This window comes from Maribacter sedimenticola (assembly GCF_900188415.1).
In the GTDB taxonomy this organism is placed as follows: Bacteria; Bacteroidota; Bacteroidia; order Flavobacteriales; family Flavobacteriaceae; genus Maribacter; species Maribacter sedimenticola.
This window is the reverse complement of record NZ_FZNV01000002.1, coordinates 924,173-949,460: the sequence shown is the minus strand read 5'-3', so window position 1 is coordinate 949,460 and position 25,288 is coordinate 924,173. Positions and strand designations below refer to the sequence as shown.

Here is a 25,288-nt window from a genome sequence, read left to right as displayed (position 1 = left end):
TTTGACTACAAATATATATGAAGTCATTTAGCTACGCAAATATTTTTTCAATTTTTTTTATTGGGAAGTTGAAATTAAGTTGGAAGGGTTGATGTCCGTAGGCTGTTCTTAAATTGCCCACAACGTAAGAATATAGATCATATGATCTATATATATTTCATATGCGGAACTAAGATAAGAGATCTTTTATACCATTAAAGGAGGTTTCCGCCACATGGGTGTAAATTTCCGTTGTCTTGGTAGAACTATGTCCCAATAATAATTGTATATGCCGTATGTCAATACCGTCTTCAATAAGGTGTGTGGCAAAACTGTGCCTGAGCATATGGGGAGTTACTTTTTTATAGATTCCCGCTCTTTTGGCGGCTATGGAAATAAGTTTAAGTACGCTGGATGCCGTATAGGCCTTCTGTTTTGGTCCTTCAAAAAGAAAGACCTTGGGTCTGTATTGCTTGTAATAAGTACGTAGTTCTTTTAATAGGGTAGGACTCAGTACGGTCATTCTATCCTTGTTTCCCTTCGCGTCCTTTACGAGAATAAGCATCCTCTCGCTATCAATATCTTCCAATTTAAGGTTTAGCAGCTCACTTCTACGTAGCCCCGCAGAATAAAGAAGGGAGACGATACAACGGTGCTTTAAATTATTGGTATTGTCTATCAAACTTAATACTTCTTTTTTGGAAAGTACTTTCGGCAATTGTTTATGTTGAATGGGCCGTTCAATTTCGTAGAACCGGTTGGGCATACCCATTACTACCTCAAAATAGAACTTAATGCTGTTGACCGCTTGGTTTAAATAGGAGGTTGAGCGCCCTTCCCTTGTAAGAACCTGCATATAGTTCCTAATTTCGATTTCAGTTATGATTTCGGGCTTTAAATGGTAATAATAGTTGATGAACGTTTCAAAATGGTGCACATAGGTCTTTACAGTGTTCTCTGCATATTTTCTAAGTTCCAGCTTATCCAGGTATTCTTCCGGACATCTCTTATAACCTTCTTTAAGTTTCCTGTTCCTGTACCAGTCAATATTATTGGGTTTTTCCGGATTTAGGCCGCTCTTATTTTCAAAAAAATAGTTTCCGTTAATCCAGACCTCTCCCCGAAACGTACTAAAAATAGCTCTAAGATTGGTTCTGTTGTTACGGATATGGTACATACCATATTCCTCACTCCAACAAATATTCGGTAATTTCTCTACAAGAGCTAGGACCACTTTGTCAGATTTGAAAATGAGTCCAATATGTTTCACGTTATCGATCATTAAATGCTTTAACGTAATGCTTCTACCTTTGAACATGACATTTTTTTTTACAAGTTCACTAAAGAAAATGATTTAATTGTATCTTAATCGAATAATGTTCGCATAAGGATTCACTTAAATTCATGGAAATGAGATTACAACAGGAATGTTTGTATTGTAAAAAACCACTTACCGGGAGGACGGATAAAAAATATTGCAATCTGCATTGCAAGAGTGCTTACCAATACCAAAAAGAAAAGGAAAGACCGGAACGTTTCTATAATAAAGTGGACAATCAATTAAAATTGAACAGAAAGCTTCTAAAAAATTATAATAAAGGCGGTAAGGTCACGATCAGAAGCAATGTTTTATTGGAATTAGGCTTTGACCCAAATTTCTTTACCCACTATTGGAAAAACCAAAAGGGGGAGGTGTACCTATTTGTCTACGAATACGGATTTTTGAAAAAGAACGATAACGGAAAGGGAAAATATGTTTTGGTCACGTGGCAGGACTATATGAGTAAAATTTAATCATACATTATAGATAGACAAGGTTTCCAGTCTTAACGTCATAGTATGGTGTTTTACCGTGTGGGTCTTTTCTTAGATTGTGAACCTTCAAATATCGTGATCTTAAAAATGTTTTTAGATCTTGGATATCTCCTTTTGTTGCCGCTTTATTCTGAGGAGAAGTTAAAACTTCTTTGCCAATTTCAACTAGACTTGCTCCTATTGCCGCATTTCCAATTCCCGCTACTGAAATTTTATCTTCTGGCTTAGATTCATTTTGAGCTAAGGGCTTTATGGTTTTTCCTTGTAAAACCATAGATTTAACTTCCTTGTTTTGTTGTTTGCTTTTCCAATTAAGACTTCGGCAAGAATTACTGCAGAATTTTTGTACGCCTCTTCTTTTTGGAACGTAACCTATACCACAATACAGGCAAATTTCAGTTTTTTTCATAATTATACGTAAATTAAACGTTTAATTTACGTATAATTAATTAAAGTAAATTTGTATCGATATTAAAAATACGTTTTAATAAAATGGTTTCGGCCTCCGATTCAGTGATGATAGGTCGTTTTTTAGCCACTTTTTTTTCGGGTTTTTTCTCAAGGGGTGGGGTTGCATTCATAATCTTTCCCTCATCGTTTGAAGTAATGGGCGATATGGTATGATCTTGTGTTTTGCCCTTGAGTATGGATAGATTGGTAAAGTAGGATTCCATTGATCTCGCCATATCGAAATTTCCTTTCGGGATTAGCTGCTTTTTTGGGTAAAACAGTCTGATTATCGTTTCAAAATGAACTCTATGATCATCATATTGAATTTTGAACAATGCCCGTATGGTGTCCTCAAGGGGCAGCACCTGTTTTATGTTTAAGTTCAGCCATTCGGTTATATAATATAGACACTCCGCTTGCTCATAGTACAGTTCCAATACATAGTTGAATTCCGATTCATTTGAATTGGATTTTATATGTAATAATTGACGGATATTCTTCTTTAGGGAACTTCCCTTTAGAATTGTCCTAATACTGTTGCGTCCCGTTTCATATACAATAGGCCCTTCGATTTGGTCAATAATCAGTATTTCATTACGGAATTTTTGAAAGTCCAATTTTTTATGGTCTTTGAAAAACTCGTTTGAAATAACATTGTTGGGAATATAGAACAATAGCGATTCCCATAATATCGATATCAGTTCTTTATATAATTGTTCCAAGGGTGTATTATCCATGTACGTTCGTTAACATTGTGGAATAGTCCTCCGGCAGTTGGGCATCTATATCACGTAAATACTTTTCCAATGCCGTCATAGAGGTGTGGCCGGTTATCAGCATCAGCTTGCTTTTTGCCTCAAAAGGGGAGGAGTCCTTTATTAAGGCCCTATAAACTTTGGTAATGTATGTATGCCTAAAACTATACAGGCCATAATCCATACCTAAATTAAAATGGTCTTTGACCACTCTCTTGAAACGTTTTGAGAAATAGTCTCTCCTATTTTGAATTGCGGTATCCCATGTGCCTCCTATTTTATCGGGTGTAAATAATATGGCATCCTTGTCAAGATTCCCTAGGTCAGGCAGGTCGGCCCATAATAGTTCCGGTATTATTTTGGTTTTCAGGGGGCTGTTCTTGGCCTTGAACTGAATCCTTTTGTTCTTGAGGTCGATATCCTTCACCTTTAACCGGCATACTTCTATCGGGCGTAAAAAATTATAGGAAATGAATTTTATATACAATAATAATATGGGGTCGTTGGTCTTTAGGTAATCGAAAATCTCTTCCTGGGTATGTTGCGAATATGTTTTGTTGCGTTGGGGAATGGATTTTAACTTGGGTATTTTCTTTATAAAGTTCTGTTCAATGATTTCATTATCGACCAAAACCTGTATTATGCTGCTTAGGTCCGATTTGTAGTTGTTTCTGGTGCGGGCACTGTTCTTGTCCAGTACATGGTTCAGAAACGAGGTAACGACCTTCTTGTCGAGTTCGGTGATATAGGTTATATCGGATCGATATGTTTTAAGCCATTCCAGAAGATTCTTTATTTTACTTTCATAATCCTTTTTAGTCGTTTGGCTTATTACCTTTTCCTTGAGCTTGATCGCGAATTCGAACCCTTCTTGGACCGTCATTTTTCGTTTCTCCGCAATAGGCTCGGATGAACCATTGTCCTTTTCGTACGATTCTGGGACGACCGTTGTCCTGTTTTTGGAATGCAGACTTTGGTGTAGCTCTACATTATCGGAATAAGGGTCATAACCTTGTTTTAGAAGCCTTAATAAAACTTTTCTGTAAGTCACCAGTACGGAAAGTCTATCTTCTTTTGATTTATAGGTATTGGCATTCCCATAAAAGGGCGTCTGCCGCTTTAGCTTTCCACTTTTAGGGTCACGGAATGAGAAATAAACGTACCAACGTTTATTCAAATCGCCATTGGCCGAGTATATTTTTGGGATGGAAAAGTTTCTTTTTACGGACAAATCGTATGCACTTTTGTATTCATTCTCGTATTCAAAGGTAATCAACTCCTTAAAATTAGGCATAAAAAAACGGTTTAGCGAAAACTAAACCGTTGTTTTTAAATACGTTATAATTAGTAGCGAGAGGGGGGCACGATCCCCCGACCTCCGGGTTATGAATCCGACGCTCTAACCAACTGAGCTACCTCGCCGTATTATTTTTAAACGGCTGCAAATATAGTGGTAATTTATTTGTTCTTCAACTAAACCCACTTAAAAAATTTATAGCGGTCATTTATTTTTTTATCATTGAGAAATATATATATTGCTCTGAATAAAGTAGTAGATAAATGAGCGATAAAATAAAATTCGAAATAGAGTTTGTAATTCAGTCTTCACCCCAAATGTTATATCAATATTTGGCTACACCATCTGGATTGTCAGAATGGTTTGCGGACAATGTAAATTCAAGAGGAGAGACATTTACCTTTATCTGGGACGGCGCAGAGGAAGAAGCTAAATTGTTGAAAAGGAAAACAGATGAGTTCGTGCGCTTTGCATGGGACGAAGCCGAGGACAATAGCTATTTTGAAATGAAAATTATTGTAGATGAAATTACAAAGGATGTTTCACTGTTCATAACAGATTTTGCGGATGAAGATGAAGTAGACGAATCTAAAATGCTGTGGACCAACCAAGTTTCGGATTTAAAGCAAGTATTGGGTTCTTCCTAATAATATTCCTAATTACAGTATCTTTGAGCCTTAAAATTTTTAAGGCTTTTTTTATGGTCAATTTTAATGGTGAATTGGTAGAGGGCAATGGTCCTATACTTTATGCGGACAATAGGGGCTTACAGTTTGGAGATGCTCTTTTTGAAAGATTAAGGGTCGTTAACGGTGATGTATTTTTTTTAGAGGAGCATTATTTGCGCTTAATGTCGTCCATGAGAATATTGAGGATGGTCATACCCATGAACTTCACCATGGAATTTATGGAAGCGGAAATTTTAAGATTGATATCAAATATAAATGCGGATAAAGAGTATGAAATTAAATTTACAGTTTTCAGAAATAGTACAAAAAAGGATGCTACAAACGTAAACTCCATTTCTTACGTCATTACAGCCAAAGAATTGGAGCATACCTTTTTTACAATGAACACCGGTGATTATGAGGTTGAGCTATATAAGGATTTTTATAAAAATTCAACAATGCTTTCCAATCTGGAAACCACCAATAAAATTTTATACACCGTTGCCGAAATTTACGCAAACGAAAACGATTACGATGATTGTCTATTGTTGAACGAACGTAAGCAGGTTGTGGAAACCTTAAAGGGCAATATTTTTTTGGTAAAAGATAAATGTATTAAAACTCCGCCATTGACAGATGGTTGTTTAAATGGGGTTTTAAGGAAAAAATTAATGGATATAATTGCCAAACTTGAGGATTACCAACTGTTAGAAGAGAGTATTTCACCATTTGAACTTCAAAAAGCGGACGAAATATTTCTAACCAATAGTATTGATGGTATCGTGTCCATTTCTAAATACAGAAAGAAAAATTTCAATGATGTGGCAGCTAAGGCATTGATAGGAAAATTAAATGCAGCGGCACGTTTATCCTTGACTAAAACGGTCTAGTTAAGACTAGGATTTTCTGGAGCATTGGACCACAGCAGATAATTACCGCCCAATTGTATCATATTTTCCTTCCAAAAGGCGTTGGCCGCTTTTTGGATAATTCTACTTTCGTGCTCATTCTCTATTACGATCCAGGATTTAGAGGTCAATTCCTCATCTAACTGCAACGAAGACCAACCGGAGTATCCAAGAAAGAAACGGATATCATCTTCTGAAATTATCTCTTTATTGATCAGTTCTATGGTCGTTTCAAAATCACCACCCCAATAAATACCATCTGAAATTTCCACACTATTATCGATTAAATGTGGGACCTTGTGTATAAAATATAAATTATCCTGTTCTACAGGACCACCGTTATATACTTGAAAGGGCAACTCAATTTCAGTAACCAAGTCATTTATTTGATACTCCAAAGGCTTATTTAATATAAAGCCAACAGAACCTTCAGTATTATGTTCCGCCAGCAGCACAACGGACCTATTAAAAGATACGTCACCCGTTAACGTTGGTTCTGCGATCAACAATTTACCCTTAGTTGGTTTTAAAGAGACCATGTATATTAACTTATTATAAACCTAATGTAAGATAAATCCTCCTAATTTCAAAAATCAATAAATAAAAAAGCGCCACTATGGGCGCTTTTCATAATATATGTATGCAAATCTTAGTTTACAGCTTTACCTAAATCAGCTCCAGCTTTAAACTTAACTACATTTTTAGCAGCAATTTGGATAGTTTTTCCTGTTGATGGGTTTCTACCTTCTCTTGCATTTCTTTTAGATACGGACCAAGAACCGAAACCTACTAAAGAAACTCTATCTCCTTTTTTAAGAGAACTCTCAACATTTCCTAAGAAAGATTCTAATGACTTTTTTGCCGCAGCTTTTGTGATGCCAGCGTCAGCTGCCATTGCATCGATCAATTCTGTTTTGTTCATAATGTGATTAATTAATTGTGATTAATATAATTTTTATACCTGATAACAAATTTATATGGATTTATGACCAACACAAGTAAAATGGGCGGAAATCCCTTATTTTGTTGATAACTCAAGAGGTTTGTTAATAAAGTAGGTCTTTTTTTACATTTCGCCCAGCCCAATAACTACGGGGGTTTAACCCATTTTGGCATTTTCTTGGAGTTGAAGACCGTTTAAAACATCCTTTACATGCATTCTTTTTTTGCCTTGTAATTGCATTTCTTCCAAAAGTATATACCCATCTTGTACAGCAACCTTTAATTCTTTTTTGGAAAAGACTAAGGTTCCGTTTGCCAATTCATGTTCAGCTTTTTCTATGTTGGCTTTATAGATTTTGGTAATAGTTTGCTGGTCTGCGTTGTACAGGGTTGTCCAAGAAGCAGGGTAGGGGCTTAACCCTCTAATGAAATTATAGATATCCATCTGCGGCCTGTTCCAATCTATCTCGCACGTTTCCCTATGAATTTTATGAGCAAGTTTAAGGTCGTCATGGTTTTCTTGCTTTGTGGTATTGAAATTACCCTCTTGTATTCTCTGCAAAGTCTTTATAACGGTCGTTGCACCTAAATGCATAAGCCGGTCATGAAGATCCGCAACATTGTCAGTAAAATTAATGGTTGCTTCATCTTGTAAAATAATCTCGCCAGTATCTATTTTTTCATCGATAAAAAAAGTAGTGACTCCGGTTTTTGTTTCTCCGTTTATTATGGCCCAGTTTATTGGAGCGGCACCACGATATTGTGGTAATAATGAAGCGTGTAGGTTAAAAGTTCCATATTTGGGCATATTCCAAACCACCTTGGGTAGCATTCTAAAGGCGACCACAATTTGTATGTTAGCGTTCAGGTCCTTTAAAGCGGCCAAAAAATCCTCATTTTTTAAATTGGTAGGCTGTAAGATTTTTAAACCATGTTTTACCGCAAATTGTTTTACCGCAGACTCATTGAGTTTTCTACCTCTACCGGCGGGCCGATCCGGAGCAGTTATTACCCCGGCAATCGTATAATTTTTTTGTACGAGCTGTTCCAGAATTCCCACGGCAAAATCCGGGGTTCCCATAAAGACAATTCTCAATGCTTCCATATTATCTGCGTTCATATTCGTTTATAGCGTTTAACGATAGTTGTTTTTCTTCCAATAGTTCTTGTAGGGCAGTGATAAGATTTTCCTGTTCCGCGCCCAATTTTTCCTGTAATGTTCTAGAAGAGGCGCTTTGTTCCTGTAATATTTCTAGAATAGCTTCTTTTAGTTTCTGTATATCGGTATGCCCTATCTTATTTCTTTCACAAACATCGCAAATACCGCAGGCAATACGTTGCTTTTCACCAAAATAATCCAATAACTGAATGCTTCTACAGGTATCTACATTGTCTATATAATCAAGAATTGTTGTTATTTTTTCAGTTTTTACTTGATTTTGTTCAACCATAGTCTTGGAAAATCTGTTGATAGTACGGTCATCGTCCCGTGGTACCAAAAATGTAATTTCCAGATCAGTAGGAGAACTATGGTAAATGATCATGTCATCTTTGACTAATTTTTCAAGATTCAACTGAACCACAGATTCTGGTCTATTGCTTTTCTTTGCCAATAAATAGGTATTTATTTGGGTGTCAAACTCAAAAAGTCCTCCATAGGTGCGTAAAACTATTTTGACAAATTCCTCTAATTGCGGATTCTGATGAAAATAACGATAAATGGCTGATTTGTCCGTTTTGAATTTGACCGTGGTTTTCTTTGAAAAATTCTCTGATAACGATATAACGGAATTCCTGTCCAGTAACTGAAGGGTGTTGTACGTTAAATAGGTATTCAGTTTATAGGTGCTGCAAAACTCGTTAAAATTGAGTGGAAATTTTTCTTCTACATATTCGCCAAACCCTATTTGAAAATAATTGTTGAGTTTTTTGTAGACCAATTTTACATATGATGTATCTGGCAGTACATCCAAAAATTGTTTTTTAACCAGGTTTTTGTCCGTTGTGTTGGTCAATAATATAGCTTTGGCCCTATCTCCGTTTCTACCGGCCCTTCCTGCTTCTTGAAAATAATTTTCAATACTATCCGGTATTTGATAATGTATGACCAATGCTACATCTGGCTTGTCAATGCCCATGCCAAATGCATTTGTGGCAACCATAACCTGTGCTTTATTAGTTAACCACGTACCTAACCTTTCCGTTTTTAGTTTTTGGTCCATACCACCATGATAAAAAGTAGCTTTGATGGCGTTTTGCTGTAAAAAGGAAGATAGCTCCTCTGCCTTTTTTCTGCTTCTAACGTAGACAATGGCACTAGTTTTTAACTGTTTGCAATATCTTTTTAAGTAACCGTTTTTGTCCTCGGTGGCTATAATTCCAAATCCAATATTTTTTCTAAAGAACGAATCTTTTACTACTAAGGGAGATTTTAGCTCAAGAGAATTGACCATATCTTCCGTTACTCTTTTTGTAGCCGTTGCCGTAAGGGCCAAAACAGGGGCTTGTGGATGAAAATCCCTTAGAATGGCGCAATTTAGGTATGCCGGCCTAAAATCATGCCCCCATTCAGAAATGCAATGTGCTTCATCTATCACGATTATAGATACGTTCATGGACTTTATACGCTCCTGCACAAGCTCTTGTTGCAACCTTTCTGGTGAGAGGTATAAAAATTTATAATTGCCGTAGATACAATTATCCAATAATTTATCTACATCCTCAAATTTAAGTCCGCCCTTAAGGCCTAAGGCCTTAATGCCCAATTTTTGCAAATTGTCCACTTGGTTTTCAATCAGGGCAATCAAGGGAGATACGACTATACATATACCATCTTTCATTAAAGCGGGTACTTGAAAACAAATGGATTTTCCGCCACCTGTGGGCAGTAGGCCTAAAACATCCTTACCGTTCAGGACGGCGTTGATAATACTTTTTTGCGAGCCCTTAAAGTTTTCAAAGCCCCAATATTTATTTAAGATGTCTTCTGGTGTAGTGTTCACCCTGTCTTCTCTAAATGGTCTATAACAAATTGTAAACGTTCTTCAATTGTGCCAAAAGGAACCTCAATAGGTTGGTAACCCAATGCCGTATATGTTTGGTCCAAATGGGCGTGAATGCCACAGGCCTGTTCAAAATTTTCCATACGTTCATTATCCTGAACATAAATATCCTCCCATGGTGGTAAGATCAGTACTTCGTCGTATCTGTGCCGGGAACATAAATTGGAATAGTAAGGTTCTATAGGTTGTTTAAAATAATTCATATAGGCTATTACATCCGGTAGTCCACGGTCGTAGAATAGATGTGGCATTTGTATGACCTCACCTTCCTTAAAATGTTTTAAACGGGCATTTATAAGTTGATCGTTGAAACTTTTGGCATCATCCACAAAATCAATAGGGTTTACCAGTTGATCATCAACTTCCTTGCCGTCAAGGGCATCTAACGTCATGGTCCTGATCACTTCATGAAAACAATGAAAACCATGTTCTTCCAACGATGAGATCAGTACAGTTTTACCTGTTCCGGGCCCGCCTGTAACAACTATTCTTTTGTTTTTCAATTTCTTACAATTAGCTGACAAAAGTACATAAACCCAGAGTATAAAAAAACTGATGGTTTACCCTTATCTTTGCTTAAAATTGAAGGTATGGATGAAAATAATCCTGAAGAATTTTATAAAAAATTAAGGGTTCAGTTAAAGGAAACATCTAAATGGCCCACTAATTACCTATATAAATTTATAGTAAAGAGCGATACGGATAAAGTAGGGCAAATTCACCGTATATTTGATAATATGGGGGCGGTAATCAATTCAAAAAAATCCAAAACAGGAAAATATACCAGTGTTTCCATTACCGTGAATTTGGATAGCCCGGACAGTGTTATCAAAAAATACAAGGAAGTAGGTAAAATAGGAGGGGTAATCTCGCTCTAAAATAGTATTTCAGCTATAATTTTATTAATTTGGCATCGTTATAAGAATACTTCTCAAACATTTTAAGCTAAAATTTTCAATTTGCAATTAGTAGAAAACCTAGAATATAATACGGAACGTTCACATTTAATTATACCTGAATATGGCCGTCATTTTCAAAAAATGGTAGATTATGCCGTATCTATAGAGGATCCGGTAGAACGTAATAAGATAGCCCAGGCCATAATCAGTGTAATGGGAAACCTGCAGCCACATTTACGTGATGTGCCAGATTTTCAACATAAGCTATGGGACCAGCTGTTCATTATGTCAGATTTTAAATTGGATGTGGAATCACCGTTTCCTATTACGTCCAAGGAAATCCTTAGACAACGACCAGAACCTTTGGAATATCCACAGAATTTTCCAAAATACCGTTTTTACGGCAACAATATTAAACGAATGGTGGATGTAGCCGTGGAATGGGAAAAGGGGGACAAAAGATCGGGCTTGGAATATGCCATTGCAAACCATATGAAGAAATGTTACCTTAATTGGAACAAGGACGTGGTAGACGATAAAACTATTTTTAAACATTTGTACGAGTTGAGCGATGGTCAAATAGATTTGGCTTCTGAGGAAGTAAATCTTACGGACAGTGGCCAGTTCCTTAAAAATAGAGTTGCCAAAACGCCGAGGTCAAATAATTCTGGCAAGAAAAATCAAAGAAACAATAATAACCGCGGCAAGAAACGCTATTAAATTTCCACTTATTTAGATGGGAACATTCAAAATTGAAGGAGGGCACCAGTTATCTGGTGAAATAACACCTCAGGGCGCAAAAAACGAAGCACTTCAAATCCTTTGCGCAGTACTGTTAACAGACGAAAAAGTAACCATTAGCAATATTCCGGATATTGTTGATGTCAATAAGCTCATTTCCTTATTGGAGGATTTAGGCGTTAAGATCCAAAAGAAGGGAAAAGGCTCATACACGTTTAAGGCAGACGATGTAAATATGGATTATTTACAGTCCGATCAATTTAAACAAGATGGTAGGGGATTACGTGGATCCATCATGTTGGTAGGACCATTATTGGCCCGTTTTGGTAAAGGGTATATACCCAAACCAGGAGGAGATAAAATTGGTAGAAGACGCTTGGACACCCATTTTGAAGGTTTTATAAAATTAGGCGCCAAGTTTCGATACAACCGTGAGGAATATTTTTACGGGGTAGAGGCCGAAAAATTAACCGGTACCTATATGCTTTTGGATGAAGCATCCGTAACCGGTACTGCAAATATTGTAATGGCAGCTGTTTTGGCAGAAGGCCAGACAACCATATACAATGCCGCTTGCGAACCTTATTTACAGCAGTTGTGTAAAATGCTCAATAGAATGGGCGCCAAAATATCGGGTGTAGGCTCTAATCTTTTGGTAATTGATGGGGTAGATAAATTAGGTGGTACGGAACATAGAATGTTACCGGATATGATCGAAATAGGTAGCTGGATCGGTCTGGCGGCAATGACCAAGAGTGAATTGACCATTAAGGATGTTAGTTGGAACGATTTGGGTCAAATACCTACCGTTTTTAGAAAACTGGGCATAACCGTTGAAAAGAAAGGTGATGATATTTATATTCCCATCCATAAAGATGGGTATGAAATCCAAAATTATATAGACGGTTCCATTTTAACCATTGCCGATGCTCCTTGGCCAGGATTAACTCCTGATATTTTAAGTATTATGTTGGTCGTAGCGACACAGGCTAGAGGAGAGGTGTTGATACATCAAAAAATGTTTGAAAGCCGTTTATTCTTCGTGGATAAATTGTTGGATATGGGAGCTAAGGTTATCTTATGTGATCCGCACAGGGCTACCGTAATAGGACATGATTTCAAATCTACCTTAAAGGCCACTACAATGACTTCCCCTGATATAAGGGCCGGTGTTTCATTATTAATTGCCGCATTATCGGCAAAAGGAACTTCTACTATTCACAATATTGAACAAATTGATCGTGGATATGAGCATATAGATGATCGTTTACGGGCAATAGGAGCCAAGATTACACGGGTTTAATCTTAATATAAATCGTAAGTATAAATAACAAACTCCATAAGATGGTCCGTAGCCAATTATGGAGTTTTAGTTTAATAAGGGTTTTGTCAATTTCAGTTTTGTTGGCTATCTGGTTGTGTAATGGTACAAATTGTAGGAATGTGGACAACCAAACGCTTAGCACAAGTACACTGCTAATAAGTGTATACAAGTCTAATTCTTTATAGACTTGAAGGGTAGTGGTTATTAATTGACCTGTCATCAACGGAACTACGATAATGGCTATTCTTTTGGTGTATTTATTATGCCATTGATAAAGATTTTTATGTGGGTAGTATGTAAAACTCGGATAAATTATAAGTTGTACCATCCAAATCAATACAACCAATCCTGTATCGCAAATAAGACGTATAAGATCCAACATTATTTTTCAATTATGTTGCCATCAGGGTATTGGGCAAAACGTCCTCGTTCAGCATCATGTACATGATCGGGATAGCGCCAAGGCCAACCTCCAAACTGAGTCAATCTAAATTCATCCATAGCTTGTTCCAATTCCTTTTGGGAATTCATAACAAACGGACCGTATTTTTCAACGGGCTCATTGATCGGCCTGCCTTGTAAAACCAATAGGTAAGCATCTTTTGCTATGCCCTTTATTGTCATTGGTTTGGATGCATCTGCTTCTATTCCATGATTGGGCATGACGGTTTCATCCATAATCCGTAACGTATTACCTTCATAGAAATATATGGTTCGCAACGTACCATGTTTTGCCTTGGGCAATTTAACCGATTGATTGGCATGGATATGGATATTCCATATAGCAACATCATTATCCAAATCCGCGGCCCAAGAATCGGGTGCAGGTGGTAAGGCCTTATAATCGTCATAATTTCCTGCAATGACCTTAATTGTAGCTCCTTGAAGTTTGGCAATAGGTATTTCCTCATGCCAAAGCATTTTAAAATGGGGTGGCACCAATTTACTTTTTTGGGGCAGATTCAACCAAATTTGAAAGAGTTCCAAGGTGTTTTCCCTATCCGTATGCAGTAAAGGAAACATTTCTGAATGTTGTACACCTCTACCGGCAGTCATCCATTGTACGTCCCCTTCACCAAAACGGCCTGCAGCTCCTAAAGAATCGGAGTGGTCACAAAAACCTTTGTTCGCAATGGTGATGGTTTCAAATCCACGATGGGGATGTGCTGGAAACCCGGGAATTGAAGTGCCATGGTACATTCGCCAGCCATCCTTGCCTATGAAGTCATTACCCAAAGGCCTGCCCTCCAATGAATCCGCAGGGCCCAATGCTCCATTTCCTTTGGGGTAATGGTCTAAATGATACACACAGAACAAAAATGGATCTTGTGTCTGCCAAGGAAAACTTAATTGAAAAATCTTCATGGTTTAGAAATTTACTTAATGTACCGCAGTGTTTATCTCTATCCAATAATCATCGGGGTCTTGAATATATATTTGACGAACTTTATCCTTTCTAGTGGTTACGGCGTTTTTCTTTCCGGGCCAATCCCAATAGGTTATCCCATTTTTTTCCAAATGTGCTATTACGCCCTCTAAATCTTGGGTTGATAGGCATAAGTGCATGGATTTATTTTTTTCGAACGGTACAAATTCGCGCTCGATTAAATGAACATGTGAGTTTCCGTTTACAACGAACCAGCGAATATTTGAAGGATTGTCCGGATGTTCAGTTTCCTTTAATCCTAATATGTTACCATAAAATTCCGCACTGGCATTTACATCAGAAACTACAATGGATTGGTGATCAAATTGAAATTGAAATTTTTGGGCAACACAAAAAGTGGTACAAAATAAAAGGAATGCGACAATACAATTTTTCATGGTGATATAGATATGTTCAGCTTTCAAGATACTTAAAAATGAAAGAAGCTACCGTTTATGATAGCTTCTTTTCCTATTTGTTTTATTTTCCTTTAAGTGGCGGTGGACCATCTATCATTGGCTCATAGACCTCGTCCCCTTTTCTTGCCTTAAATTCCTCTTTTACCTTTGTGACTAGTTTTGGGTCTTGAAAAAGATCCAACATCGTCATTGCCATTGCCTTAGAAGCATGAATCATTCCCTTATGACCAATGGACATACCACCACAGGCCACAACGGCCCATGAATGCCAGGGAGTACCTTTTGGTGCAACGGCTACACCTAAGTTAATATTGGGTACGTTCCAACTTACATCGCCTACATCCGTTGAACCACCACCGGGATTTTCTTCGGTTTCCTTTAATGGATGCACGGCGCCATCCATACCTATTTCTGGTTTACCGGTTGCTTTTTGTATTGCTTTTCCAAAAACGGTTTCTTCCTCCGTGTATGTAATGGGACCTAATAATTCTAAGTTGCCCTGCATAATTTCACCGCCGGCACGATTGACCAATGTTTCATAAATACCGGAAACCAATGAAATTTTATAGTCTACATTGGCCATGATGGCGGCACCTTCCGCCATTTCCTTAACACGTTCATAGGTGGGCAACATTTTTGACCTTTTGGGGTCACGTACCCTTACCCATAATTTTGCATAATCTGGCACTACGTTCACTACTTGTCCTCCGTCCTGAATATGGTAATGTATTCTAGAAGTGGGCAATATATGCTCCCTATAATAATTGATGCCCGTGGTGTATAGCTCTAAGGCATCAGAGGCACTACGGCCGTTCCAAGGGTCTGCCGAAGCATGTGCGGTCTGCCCGTAAAATTCCACGATAAAATCGATCAATGAAAGTCCACTCTGTACATCGGCCTCTATTTCAGCAGAAGGGTGCCAGCTTATATTTACATCTACATCATCCCAAAGCCCCGCTTTTACCATCCAAACCTTTGCAAAATACTTTTCTTCCGCAGGAGTGCCTAGAAATTTTACGGTGCCTTTTATTTTACCGGCATCCATTAATTCCTTTATAGCAATGGCAGAGCCCAGACTGGCGGTGCCAAACATATTATGACCACATCCATGACCGGCGGCACCTTCCTTAAAAGGTTCTTTTACCGGTGTCGTTTTTTGTGATATGCCGGGTAGGGCATCAAATTCTCCTAGGATACTTATTACCGGACTTCCGGAACCATAGGTGGCGGTAAAGGCAGTTGGGATATCCGCAACGCCCCTTGTTACGGTCAATCCATTTTTCTCTGCATAATCAGCTAGTATTCTGGATGATTCAGATTCATCAAAAGCAGTCTCTGCCAAGGCCCAAATAGAATCACTTATTTTAATAAGCTCATCTTTATGTTTTTCAACAGATTCAATAAGCGATTTTTTGTCTTTACTCAATTTTTGAGAAAATACAGTTGTACCCATGCATAGGCATAAGGCGAGCAGTGTAATTTTTTTCATTTTCGTAAAAGTTGGTTTGTAGTCAGTTATTAATCGAACAATAGTCGATTGTTGTAGTAAATATAACGATATACTAGGTTTTAATGAAGTTCAATTTACATTATAAACCTGTACTATTATGCTATTTAAAAATTATGAACACACAATTAAACTATTGATAATACGGCAGCTAATATTTGATATAATGTATAATTTAATGTCTCATTTTTCGTTAATACTCAAATCATTACGTTTAAAATTCATTCAGTTATGAAAAGTTTATACTTCTATATGCTCTGCCTTGCTGTTTCATTTTCATTTCTAGCTTGTAGTTCTACAAATAGATTAACCATGGGTATTACCCAACCTGCTCAAGTTTCAATAGCATCTGATGTATTGCATATAGGAATTATCAACAGAAGTGAAGCCTCGGAAAAAAATAAAGTTGTAGATAATATTGATAAGATACTTTCATTGGAAGGATTGAACATGGACAAAGAAGGGGCGCAAAAAGCCGTATCTGGACTACGATTTGAATTAGAGCGTGGTAATAGATTTGAAACGATAAAAATAATTGACGGTAATAAAGATTTTGAAAAGGGATTAGGTGTTTTCCCTGCAGCACTTTCATGGGATGTTGTAGACAAAATTTGTAAAGAAAATGGTGTGGATGTATTGTTCTCTCTAGAATTTTACGATACTGATACTGCAGCAGATTATGAGATGACCATGGTGAAAATTCCTAACAACTTAGGTATTTTGGCAGAAGTACCTGGTCATAGAATTAAATTAAATACACTAATCAAAAATGGATGGCGTGTCTATGATGCCGCCAATAGAATTATCGTTGATGAGTACATCACTAATAATCAGGTAAATTCATTGGGAGAGGGAATAAATCCTGTAAAGGCATTTGAAGCCGTGATCGGAAGAAAAGAAGCTGTGATGGATATCAGTACAAATTTAGGGGCTAATTATGCCCGTTTTACCCTGCCAGCAAAAGTTCGTATCGCTAGGGAATATTTTGTAAAAGGAAGTGACAGTTTCAAGATGGCAAAAAGAAGGGCATTGACCGGTAATTGGGATGGCGCGGCAGAACTTTGGGATGCGGAGTTAAACAATCCTAAATTAAAAGTTGCCGGTAGAGCCCATTATAATATGGCAATAAGTAACGAAATTAACGGCAATTTAAGCCGTGCTATAGAGTTTGCCTCTAAAGCATACACGGACTATGGTACTAAAGAAGCACTACGCTATGTCAATACACTAAAAAGAAGGGTCGTTGATCAACAAGAATTAAATCGTCAATTGGCAAAATAATATCAATTCAAGGCATTCTTATAGGTTTCCAAACACCGTTCCCTTGCCTTTTTATGGTCTACCATTTTTTCTGGATAATCATCCGTGCCATATTCTGGAATCCATTTTTTAATATATTCCTTTTTTTTATCGAATTTATCTACCTGTGTCATAGGATTGAAAATTCTAAAATATGGCGAAGCATCTACGCCGCTACCCGCTGCCCATTGCCAATTACCAACATTGGAACTCATTTCATAATCCAACAACTTTTCTGCAAAATAAGTTTCGCCCCAACGCCAATCTATCAACAAATGTTTACATAAGAAACTGGCTACCAGCATTCTTACCCGGTTGTGCATATATCCCGTGTTGTTAAGTTCACGCATACCCGCATCTACAAGTAAATAACCGGTATTTCCATTTTTCCACTTATCAAATTCATCTTCATTGTTTCTCCATTCAATACGGTCATATTTGGGTTTAAAAGCGTTATCTGTCGTATGTGGGAAATGCCAAAGAATGGTCATGAAAAATTCTCGCCAAATGAGCTCGCTCCAAAATACCTCGTTCTTTTCCGCTATGGCCTTTTTTATCATTTTCCTTACCGATACCGTACCAAATCTTAAATGGGGACCCAAATGTGATGTACCATAATCCAAGGCAGGAAAATTTCTGGTATCCTCATAGTTTTCGATCAATGTGGGCGTAACATCATAATCCGGTACTTCTATTTCAGATTTTTCAAACCCAATATCACTTAGTGATAGGTTTGGTAATCTGGTATGGGCTATTAAATTATGTAGATGCTGACTGGTATAATGAATTTTTAGGTGCTTATCCGCATCAAAATTTTCTTTCCATTTATTTTTATAGGGTGTATAGACTACATAAGGTTCGCCATCATCCTTTACAATTTCCGCCTTTTCAAAGATTACTTGGTCCTTAAAAGTTTTAAATGGTATATCATTATCGGCTAATAACTTTTCTATATGTTCATCACGTTCTTTTGCATAAGGCTCATAATCCCGGTTCGTGAATACGCACTCTATTTCATATTCTTTTAATAGTTCAGCAAAGACAGATTTGGGTTTTCCATAATACATGGCCAAGGAACTGTTGTGGTTCTCTTGGAGCTCATTACGCATTTGCTGTGAAGTATCGTATATAAAATTCAGCCTTGCATCATCCTTGGGAAGTTTGGACAATATTTCGGTATCAAAAATAAAAATGGGTAGTACGGGAAAATCTCCCTTTAAGGCTTCCAAAAAGCCCACGTTATCATCTAATCTTAAATCTCTTCTAAACCAAAATATAGAAACTTTCTTATTGGACATTAATGTATATTTAAAGTTGATAAACCACCATCTACACCAAGAACCTGACCCGTTACCCAAGCACTTTTCTCGCTTAACAAATAAATGGCACTTTGGGCAATATCGTTTGCAGTGCCAACACGCTTTAAAGGATGTCTGTCATCCATTGCCTCTCTTTTCTTTTCATTGTTCAATAGCCTACCTGCAAGGGGAGTATCCACTAAGGAAGGAGCAATTACGTTAACCCTAATTTTAGGGGCGTATTCAGCGGCCATAGACTTTGCAAAACCTTCTATTGCTCCTTTTGCAGCAGAAACACTTGTGTGGAACGGCATTCCTGTACCTACGGCAATAGTACTAAAAAATACCATGCTTGAATCTTCGTTCATTTTACCGATGATATTCTTGACCACATTTACCATAGCAAAGAAATTAATTTCCATATCCTGTCTTATGGTATCCACGCCCATCATTTTAAAAGGTTTCAAATTTATACTGCCAGGGCAATATACAAAACCATCTATCTTTTCTGGAAGTTGACCTAGGTCCAGTTCATCCTTGGTGGCATCAAATGGTATATGGGTTATATTTTTATGGGCAATGGTATCTGCGGTTCTGGAGGCTATGAAAAGTTGGTGGTTGTCCTTTAATTCATTCACTATTGCTAAGCCAATACCGTGAGAACCTCCAATAAGTAATATATTTTTCATTTAAAAAGAGTTTAGTGATAATTGATTGGGAATATGTTCTATTGCACCAAAAAGTTCCTTTAATTTTTGTTCCCTATATTTAAAAATGGTCAGTAATTGTTTCTTTACCAATAGGGGATGGGCAATTTGGCCTAAAATGCCTAGAGGAATCTTGTAATCAATGATATCTTCCATTTCAATACCATGTTCTATTTCTTTGATAAAGTGTTTATGGTGCCATAGGGCGTACGGTCCAAACCGTTGTTCGTCCACAAAATACTCACCAACCCTAACATGAGTAATTTCCGTTACCCATTTTGTTGTGTAACCAGGAAACGGGGATACGGTATATTGTATTATTTGACCAGGAAACATAGGTCTGTCCGCTCCGGACAAAATGTTGAAACCCATATGTTCAGGAGTAATTACCTTTAAGTTCTTAGGGTCCGATAGAAAATTCCACGCTTCACCTTTGGATATGGGTAAAGCCTGTTTAGAATGTAATTGATATAATTTCATGTGCGCTGTTTGTCCAAAGGTATGACCATTATTTGTTTAATTAAAATCTAAATAAGTTAAACAAAAATTAAATTAATAGATATTTGGCCCTTTAGACCGATGGTTTGACGATTAATTTAAATTTACATCGCTTATGCTGAAGGTTTTAACTTTATTGTAGTTTATTTTGCATCTATGAAAATTTCCGTTCACTATTTTTTATGTGTAATTATGGTCGTAACGACCATGCATAGTTACGCACAGCAAAACTTGCAAACCATTGGTGAACTCCCCAGCGAAGTACTGGAAAGCTCAGGATTGTTATTTTTTAATGGACATTTAATTACACATAATGATTCCGGTAATGAGCCTGTCTTATATGAACTGGATACCTTGAATCTATCCGTTGTAAGGACTGTAACGGTTACGAACGTGGAAAATACGGATTGGGAAGCTATTACGGAAGATGGGGAATATATTTATATAGGTGATTTTGGCAACAATGTCGGTACCCGAACGGATTTGGCAATCCATAGAATTGCAAAGTCGGACTTTTTGGCCTCTGAAGAAGTTCAGGCAACTACCATTTTTTTTTCCTATGCCGACCAAATTGATTTTTCGGATAGTGGAAATAGTGATTGGGATGCAGAAGCTTTTTTTGTTTTGAACGATGAATTGATCATTCTTACCAAACAATGGCAAAGTATGGGAAGTGTAGCATATGCAATTCCTAAATTTCCAGGAAACCATGTGGCAGAAAGGGTAGGAGCAATAGAGAATATAGGTTTAGTTACGGATGCCACCTATGATAGTACAAACAATACCTTGGTAATTTTGGGGTATTCTTCCATTTTAAGTCCATTTATAGGCACTGTTGACATTTTGGATTCCCAAGATGTCCTCAACGGACTTTCAATTAATTCCTTGGGATTGAATTTTGTTCAAGCTGAAGGTATTACGAATACTACATCAGGAAATTACTTTTTTACCTCGGAATATTTTTCCAGGCAAAGTCCTACTATTGAGTCAAGTTCAAGGTTGTTTTCATTTCAACTCATAGATGAAGAACCCGAAGAACCTGAAATTCCAGAGGAACCGGAAGAACCCGAAACGCCAGAAGAGCCGGAAGAACCTGAAACACCTCAAGAGGAACTAGTGGACCAACTTATTATTTATAAAGATGATAACAGTAATATTTACCATTATTCTATAACCACTACCAAAGATATTTATGGGCAGATCATTTATAATGTTCTTGGACAACGGGTATGGGAAAATTTAAATGAGGTTGAAAAAGAAGGTGTTATTAATGTATCCTTGGAAACCTCAATATACTATATGGCCATGTATTTAGAAGATGGAGTCATAGCAAAACCTTTTGCTGTATTTAAGTAATTCAACATCGCTCCGTATTTAAGATTTTATTAACAATTTAAAGGTATGTTTATCTCTAATTTCGTAGGTATAAACTAATCACTAAAGTCATGAACAAAGTAGTACTCTTTTTATTGGCAATCGTAGCGTCATTTACGGTTGAAGCACAAATTAATACTCCGGCACCAAGTCCGTCTTCAAAATTAATACAGACTGTGGGCCTAACTGAAGTAACCATTGATTATTCTAGACCTTCCATGAGAGGTCGTAAGGTTTATGGTAATTTGGTTCCTTTTGACAAGCTATGGCGAACAGGGGCCAATGCTTATACCAAAGTTACTTTTGATACTCAGGTTACCATTGCTGATAGTGCGGTGGAAGCTGGTACGTACTCAATTTTTACCAAACCTGGAGCTTCTTCTTGGGAAGTGTTTTTTTACACCGATATTGATGGTGGAGGAACGCCAAAGGTTTGGGAAGAAGAAAAGGTTGTAGCTCAATTGAACGTTCCGGTTTACAAAATGGATATGCCTGTTGAAACGTTTACGATTACTATAGATGATGTAACAAGTAATGGAGCAAACATTGGCATCATATGGGAGAACACCTATGTTGCCGTTCCTTTTTCAGTACCAACGGATGCAACTGTAATGCAAAATATAGATAAAGCATTAAACGGTCCTATTGCAGGTGATTACTATGCAGCGGCGGTATATTATTCCAGTGAAGGCAAGGATATACAAAAAGCAAAGCAATGGATGGACAAAGCAATGTCAATGACCGAAAAACCTGCATTTTGGCAATTAAGGCAGCAATCTTTGATATTGGCAAAGGCAGGGGACAAAAAAGGAGCAATAGAGGCAGCCAAAAAATCATTGGCAGGAGCTAAAGAAGCCGGTAACGATGATTATGTTAAAATGAATACAGATTCATTAAAAGAGTGGGGGGCCAAGTAAGCTTTCCTTTCCATAATAAAAAGTCCGTGCATTCATTGCACGGACTTTTTTTATAAGATTGTTTTATTAGTTTTATTAGGCAATTACCTTTACACCATCATCAATGGCCAAGTGATAATATTCTGCACCTATTCCGGTGCGCTCCCTGTAATTTTGGAGTAGTGCCGTAATGCAGGTATCCAATTTATTGGTTTCTACAAGGTTTATGGTGCACCCTCCAAAACCGCCACCCATCATTCTAGAACCCATTACACCGTCCAGTTCCTCACCAATCTTTACCAAGATATCTAGTTCTGGTGTTGTAATTTCATATTGTAATGACATGGCCCAATGCCCTTGCCTTAGAATTTCCCCAACTAGCTGCGCATTGCCATCCGTTAAGGCTTGCATCATGTTCAGAACTCGTGAATTCTCATCTATAATATATTTGGCGCGTTTTAAATCGGTTTCATTTGCTTTCTCGGATATATGATGTAAATCTTCTACTGTTACATCACGTAAAGAAGTCACCCCATTTTTAATCTGCTGTACCAGTTCCACAATATTTTCACATGATACCCTTCTCTTGTTGTATTCAGAATCCACGGCCAAATTGTGCTTAATATTGGAATTTACCAAAACCCAACTATAGCCTTGTAGATTAATGGGGATGTAACTATGGCTCAAATCTTTACAATCTAGAAAAAAAGCATTTCCCTTTTTTCCAAAGAGTACCGCATATTGATCCATTAGACCGCAATTAAGACCAATCTTATGTTCCGCTTTTTGAGCAATCAACGCTATGTCTTCCCTGGGAAGTTCTTTGCCTGAAACTTTGGTGATAGCGTAAATAAAGCCACAGCAAAGTGCTGCGGAAGAAGAAAGTCCTGAACCAATGGGAATATCACCGCCAAAAACGCAGTTCATTCCTTTAAGCGGATAATTTTCAGCTACTAAAATATCAATGATCGCTTTAAAGTAGTTACCCCAAAAACGTGCATACTTATCATGATTTCCGTTTAATTGAAACGTTATCTTTTCCGGTTGGGTCAAAAAGGTTTCTATTTGTATGGTGCCGGATTCATTAGGGGAAACCGCAAAATATATGGCTTTCTCAATGGAGGCCGGCAGTACCAACCCTTTATTATAATCTGTGTGCTCCCCTATAAGATTAATTCTTCCTGGTGCTTTAATCAATAAGGGTTGCGAGTGATATTGTTCTGTAAAATAGGAGGAAATTTCTTTTTGGACCATAAATTGGGGCTGAACGTGTTTTTTTGGTGATTAATTTGTGGTTAACGGCTTTTTCAACATTCTATCAAACGCTTCAAATACAAATGATATTATAATTACCAATGCCGCACCAAAAAAGTTTAACCATAAATATCCTAATTTTTCCTGTCCGGATGGATAGATGTGGATAAGGTAGTAATAAATTATACAAATAATGATCTGTGTTATAATGGCTGCAAAAAAGACCGCATTCCCTTTAATGAACTTAAAAAAGAACGCAATTAAAAATATACCCAAAACGTTGCCATAGAATATACTACCAATAATATTGACCAGTTGAATTAAATTATCAAATAAGTTGGCTACACACGCAATGAATATGGCTACAACTCCCCATAACAAGGTAAAATACTTAGAGGCCTTAACATAATGCTTTTCAGTAAATACTCCCGTACGGTTTCTTTTATAAAGGTCCAAGGCAGTTATGGTTCCCAAGGCATTTAACTCAGAAGCGGTTGAGGACATTGCGGCAGAAAGGATAACCGCAAGCAATAGACCCACTAAACCTGTAGGAAGATTGTTGAGAATGAAATGTATAAACACATAATCCTTATCATTGGTCTCCACTACACTATTAGCCTGACTAATTAAGGATTTGGCCGCTACGCGATTGGTGCTGTCTTTTTGATTAATGCGTATGATCTGCATTTTTGCTTCTTCCACTGCCGTGAATTCCTTAATCTCCAGAGCAGAGGAAAATTTATTTTGCGCAATTCTTTTTTCAGCTTCCAAGGCTATCTGTCCTTCTTGCAGTAACCGGTAATCGTCTGCCAATGGAGATTCCATAACGGCTTGCGTCGCCGATGGATTAAAATTTAATGGTGAAGGATTGTATTGATAAAAGACAAAAACCATAACCCCTACCAGCAATATAAAAAACTGCATAGGTATTTTAAAAATGGCATTGAATACAAGACCTAACTGGCTCTCACGAATAGATTTTCCAGATAAATATCGTTGTACCTGACTTTGGTCCGTACCAAAATATGCCAGAAAAAGGAAAAGTCCGCCAGTAATACCACTCCATATGGTATACCTGCTAGAGGTATCTAAATCAAAATTTAAAATATTTAGCTTATTACTGGCACCTGCAATCTTCATGGCCTTGCTAAAAGTGATGTCCGAAGGAAGGTAGCCCAATATAAAGAAAAAGGTAATGAACATACCGGTCATGATAATGAACATTTGCTGTTTTTGGGTTACGCTCACGGCCTTGGTCCCGCCGGATACGGTATAAATGATTACCAAAGTCCCTATGATAATGTTCAGCGTTCTTAAATCCCAACCCAATACTGCCGATAAAATTATAGATGGTGCAAATATGGTTATACCAGCTGCAAGACCTCTTTGTATCAAGAAAAGAACTGCGGCCAAGGAGCGTGTTTTTAAATCAAAGCGCCCTTCTAAGAATTCATATGCCGTATAGACTTTCATTCTATGGTATAAGGGAACAAATACCATACATATAATTATCATTGCAAATGGCAATCCAAAATAGAACTGTACAAAGCCCATACCATCATGAAAAGCCTGTCCCGGAGTAGATAAAAATGTAATTGCACTGGCCTGGGTAGCCATTACGGATAAGCCAATTGTCCACCATTTAGAGTTGTTGCCACCTCTAACATAATCATCTACGTTCTTACTGCCTTTGGTTTTCCATACCCCATAAATTACAATGAACAATAGGGTACCGGCCAATATGAACCAATCTAGTTCCTTCATATTAAT

At 37.4% G+C, this 25,288-nt stretch carries 26 protein-coding genes and 1 tRNA gene; 9 read left to right on the top strand and 18 right to left on the bottom strand.

Features of this window, described 5'->3' with window-relative positions:
- Positions 1 to 169: 169 nt before the first annotated feature.
- The gene (xerA, locus tag CHB68_RS09335; protein WP_089260558.1) at positions 170 to 1,297 is read right to left on the bottom strand and encodes a site-specific tyrosine recombinase/integron integrase; all 1,128 of its coding nucleotides are present in this window, start codon (positions 1,295 to 1,297) and stop codon (positions 170 to 172) included.
- Positions 1,298 to 1,389: 92 nt separating this feature from the next.
- On the opposite strand from xerA, the gene CHB68_RS09330 reads away from it, so the two are divergent.
- Entirely contained in the window at positions 1,390 to 1,773 is a 384-nt protein-coding gene (locus CHB68_RS09330) for a hypothetical protein (protein WP_089260631.1), read from the top strand.
- A 7-nt stretch (positions 1,774 to 1,780) separates the two neighbouring features.
- Here the strand turns inward: CHB68_RS09330 and CHB68_RS09325 are convergent, their stop codons facing one another.
- The 4 genes from CHB68_RS09325 to CHB68_RS09310 all read right to left on the bottom strand — a co-directional run bounded on the left by CHB68_RS09325 (position 1,781) and on the right by CHB68_RS09310 (position 4,421).
- Positions 1,781 to 2,203: a hypothetical protein gene (locus CHB68_RS09325; RefSeq protein ID WP_089260557.1), complete on the bottom strand. Its 423-nt coding sequence runs from the start codon at positions 2,201 to 2,203 to the stop codon at positions 1,781 to 1,783.
- A gap of 40 nt (positions 2,204 to 2,243) precedes the next feature.
- A complete protein-coding gene (locus CHB68_RS09320; RefSeq protein ID WP_089260556.1) occupies positions 2,244 to 2,981 on the bottom strand; it encodes a hypothetical protein in 738 nt (245 codons plus the stop codon).
- Positions 2,974 to 4,293: a tyrosine-type recombinase/integrase gene (locus tag CHB68_RS09315; protein ID WP_089260555.1), complete on the bottom strand. Its 1,320-nt coding sequence runs from the start codon at positions 4,291 to 4,293 to the stop codon at positions 2,974 to 2,976. The genes CHB68_RS09320 and CHB68_RS09315 overlap by 8 nt, the downstream gene beginning before the upstream one ends.
- A 54-nt stretch (positions 4,294 to 4,347) precedes the next feature.
- A tRNA-Met gene (locus CHB68_RS09310) sits at positions 4,348 to 4,421 on the bottom strand.
- Positions 4,422 to 4,559: 138 nt separating this feature from the next.
- On the opposite strand from CHB68_RS09310, the gene CHB68_RS09305 reads away from it, so the two are divergent.
- Entirely contained in the window at positions 4,560 to 4,943 is a 384-nt protein-coding gene (locus CHB68_RS09305) for an START-like domain-containing protein (protein ID WP_089260554.1), read from the top strand.
- A 53-nt stretch (positions 4,944 to 4,996) separates the two neighbouring features.
- Positions 4,997 to 5,854 carry an aminotransferase class IV gene (locus CHB68_RS09300; protein WP_089260553.1) on the top strand — a complete coding sequence of 286 codons (858 nt, stop codon included), beginning with the start codon at positions 4,997 to 4,999 and terminating at the stop codon, positions 5,852 to 5,854.
- Here the strand turns inward: CHB68_RS09300 and CHB68_RS09295 are convergent.
- From CHB68_RS09295 to CHB68_RS09275, 5 genes are all read right to left on the bottom strand, one after another.
- Entirely contained in the window at positions 5,851 to 6,411 is a 561-nt protein-coding gene (locus tag CHB68_RS09295; protein ID WP_089260552.1) for a YqgE/AlgH family protein, read from the bottom strand. The two genes, CHB68_RS09300 and CHB68_RS09295, sit on opposite strands and share 4 nt — an antisense overlap.
- Before the next feature lie 110 nt (positions 6,412 to 6,521).
- Positions 6,522 to 6,794 carry an HU family DNA-binding protein gene (locus tag CHB68_RS09290; protein ID WP_089260551.1) on the bottom strand — a complete coding sequence of 91 codons (273 nt, stop codon included), beginning with the start codon at positions 6,792 to 6,794 and terminating at the stop codon, positions 6,522 to 6,524.
- A 177-nt stretch (positions 6,795 to 6,971) separates the two neighbouring features.
- Positions 6,972 to 7,919 carry a methionyl-tRNA formyltransferase gene (fmt, locus tag CHB68_RS09285; protein ID WP_089260630.1) on the bottom strand — a complete coding sequence of 316 codons (948 nt, stop codon included), beginning with the start codon at positions 7,917 to 7,919 and terminating at the stop codon, positions 6,972 to 6,974.
- A 1-nt stretch (position 7,920) separates the two neighbouring features.
- Positions 7,921 to 9,816, bottom strand: a complete 1,896-nt coding sequence (locus CHB68_RS09280) for a RecQ family ATP-dependent DNA helicase (RefSeq protein WP_089260550.1) — start codon at positions 9,814 to 9,816, stop codon at positions 7,921 to 7,923.
- A complete protein-coding gene (locus tag CHB68_RS09275; RefSeq protein ID WP_179213171.1) occupies positions 9,813 to 10,379 on the bottom strand; it encodes an AAA family ATPase in 567 nt (188 codons plus the stop codon). The genes CHB68_RS09280 and CHB68_RS09275 overlap by 4 nt, the downstream gene beginning before the upstream one ends.
- 87 nt (positions 10,380 to 10,466) lie before the next feature.
- On the opposite strand from CHB68_RS09275, the gene CHB68_RS09270 reads away from it, so the two are divergent.
- The 3 genes from CHB68_RS09270 to murA all read left to right on the top strand — a co-directional run bounded on the left by CHB68_RS09270 (position 10,467) and on the right by murA (position 12,819).
- Entirely contained in the window at positions 10,467 to 10,754 is a 288-nt protein-coding gene (locus tag CHB68_RS09270; protein WP_089260548.1) for a DUF493 family protein, read from the top strand.
- Positions 10,755 to 10,835: 81 nt separating this feature from the next.
- Entirely contained in the window at positions 10,836 to 11,495 is a 660-nt protein-coding gene (locus tag CHB68_RS09265; protein WP_089260547.1) for a DUF4290 domain-containing protein, read from the top strand.
- Between the two features lie 16 nt (positions 11,496 to 11,511).
- Entirely contained in the window at positions 11,512 to 12,819 is a 1,308-nt protein-coding gene (gene murA, locus CHB68_RS09260; protein ID WP_089260546.1) for a UDP-N-acetylglucosamine 1-carboxyvinyltransferase, read from the top strand.
- 402 nt (positions 12,820 to 13,221) lie between these two features.
- Here murA and CHB68_RS09250 read toward each other — a convergent pair whose 3' ends face one another.
- The 3 genes from CHB68_RS09250 to CHB68_RS09240 form a co-directional block, all read right to left on the bottom strand.
- Positions 13,222 to 14,205, bottom strand: coding sequence for a pirin family protein (locus CHB68_RS09250; protein ID WP_089260544.1), 984 nt, complete (start codon positions 14,203 to 14,205; stop codon positions 13,222 to 13,224).
- 15 nt (positions 14,206 to 14,220) lie between these two features.
- Positions 14,221 to 14,664: a VOC family protein gene (locus tag CHB68_RS09245; RefSeq protein ID WP_089260543.1), complete on the bottom strand. Its 444-nt coding sequence runs from the start codon at positions 14,662 to 14,664 to the stop codon at positions 14,221 to 14,223.
- 82 nt (positions 14,665 to 14,746) lie between these two features.
- Positions 14,747 to 16,174, bottom strand: coding sequence for an amidohydrolase (locus CHB68_RS09240; protein ID WP_089260542.1), 1,428 nt, complete (start codon positions 16,172 to 16,174; stop codon positions 14,747 to 14,749).
- A 249-nt stretch (positions 16,175 to 16,423) separates the two neighbouring features.
- On the opposite strand from CHB68_RS09240, the gene CHB68_RS09235 reads away from it, so the two are divergent.
- Positions 16,424 to 17,473, top strand: a complete 1,050-nt coding sequence (locus CHB68_RS09235) for a DUF6340 family protein (RefSeq protein ID WP_089260541.1) — start codon at positions 16,424 to 16,426, stop codon at positions 17,471 to 17,473.
- 2 nt (positions 17,474 to 17,475) lie between these two features.
- Here the strand turns inward: CHB68_RS09235 and CHB68_RS09230 are convergent, their stop codons facing one another.
- Genes CHB68_RS09230 through CHB68_RS09220 form a run of 3 tightly spaced genes read right to left on the bottom strand, consistent with a single transcriptional unit; the run spans position 17,476 to position 19,976 of the window.
- The gene (locus CHB68_RS09230) at positions 17,476 to 18,789 is read right to left on the bottom strand and encodes a cryptochrome/photolyase family protein (RefSeq protein ID WP_089260540.1); all 1,314 of its coding nucleotides are present in this window, start codon (positions 18,787 to 18,789) and stop codon (positions 17,476 to 17,478) included.
- A complete protein-coding gene (locus tag CHB68_RS09225; RefSeq protein WP_089260539.1) occupies positions 18,789 to 19,478 on the bottom strand; it encodes an SDR family NAD(P)-dependent oxidoreductase in 690 nt (229 codons plus the stop codon). Before CHB68_RS09225 ends, CHB68_RS09230 begins: the two co-directional genes overlap by 1 nt.
- Positions 19,479 to 19,976, bottom strand: coding sequence for an SRPBCC family protein (locus CHB68_RS09220; RefSeq protein WP_089260538.1), 498 nt, complete (start codon positions 19,974 to 19,976; stop codon positions 19,479 to 19,481).
- Between the two features lie 174 nt (positions 19,977 to 20,150).
- On the opposite strand from CHB68_RS09220, the gene CHB68_RS09215 reads away from it, so the two are divergent.
- Positions 20,151 to 21,350 carry a hypothetical protein gene (locus CHB68_RS09215; protein ID WP_089260537.1) on the top strand — a complete coding sequence of 400 codons (1,200 nt, stop codon included), beginning with the start codon at positions 20,151 to 20,153 and terminating at the stop codon, positions 21,348 to 21,350.
- An 89-nt stretch (positions 21,351 to 21,439) separates the two neighbouring features.
- Entirely contained in the window at positions 21,440 to 22,285 is an 846-nt protein-coding gene (locus CHB68_RS09210) for a DUF2911 domain-containing protein (protein WP_089260536.1), read from the top strand.
- A gap of 75 nt (positions 22,286 to 22,360) precedes the next feature.
- Here the strand turns inward: CHB68_RS09210 and galK are convergent, their stop codons facing one another.
- Positions 22,361 to 23,518 carry a galactokinase gene (gene galK, locus CHB68_RS09205; protein WP_089260535.1) on the bottom strand — a complete coding sequence of 386 codons (1,158 nt, stop codon included), beginning with the start codon at positions 23,516 to 23,518 and terminating at the stop codon, positions 22,361 to 22,363.
- Between the two features lie 30 nt (positions 23,519 to 23,548).
- On the bottom strand, positions 23,549 to 25,282 hold the full coding sequence (locus CHB68_RS09200; protein ID WP_089260534.1) for a sodium:solute symporter: 1,734 nt from the start codon (positions 25,280 to 25,282) through the stop codon (positions 23,549 to 23,551).
- Between the last annotated feature and the right edge of the window lie 6 nt (positions 25,283 to 25,288).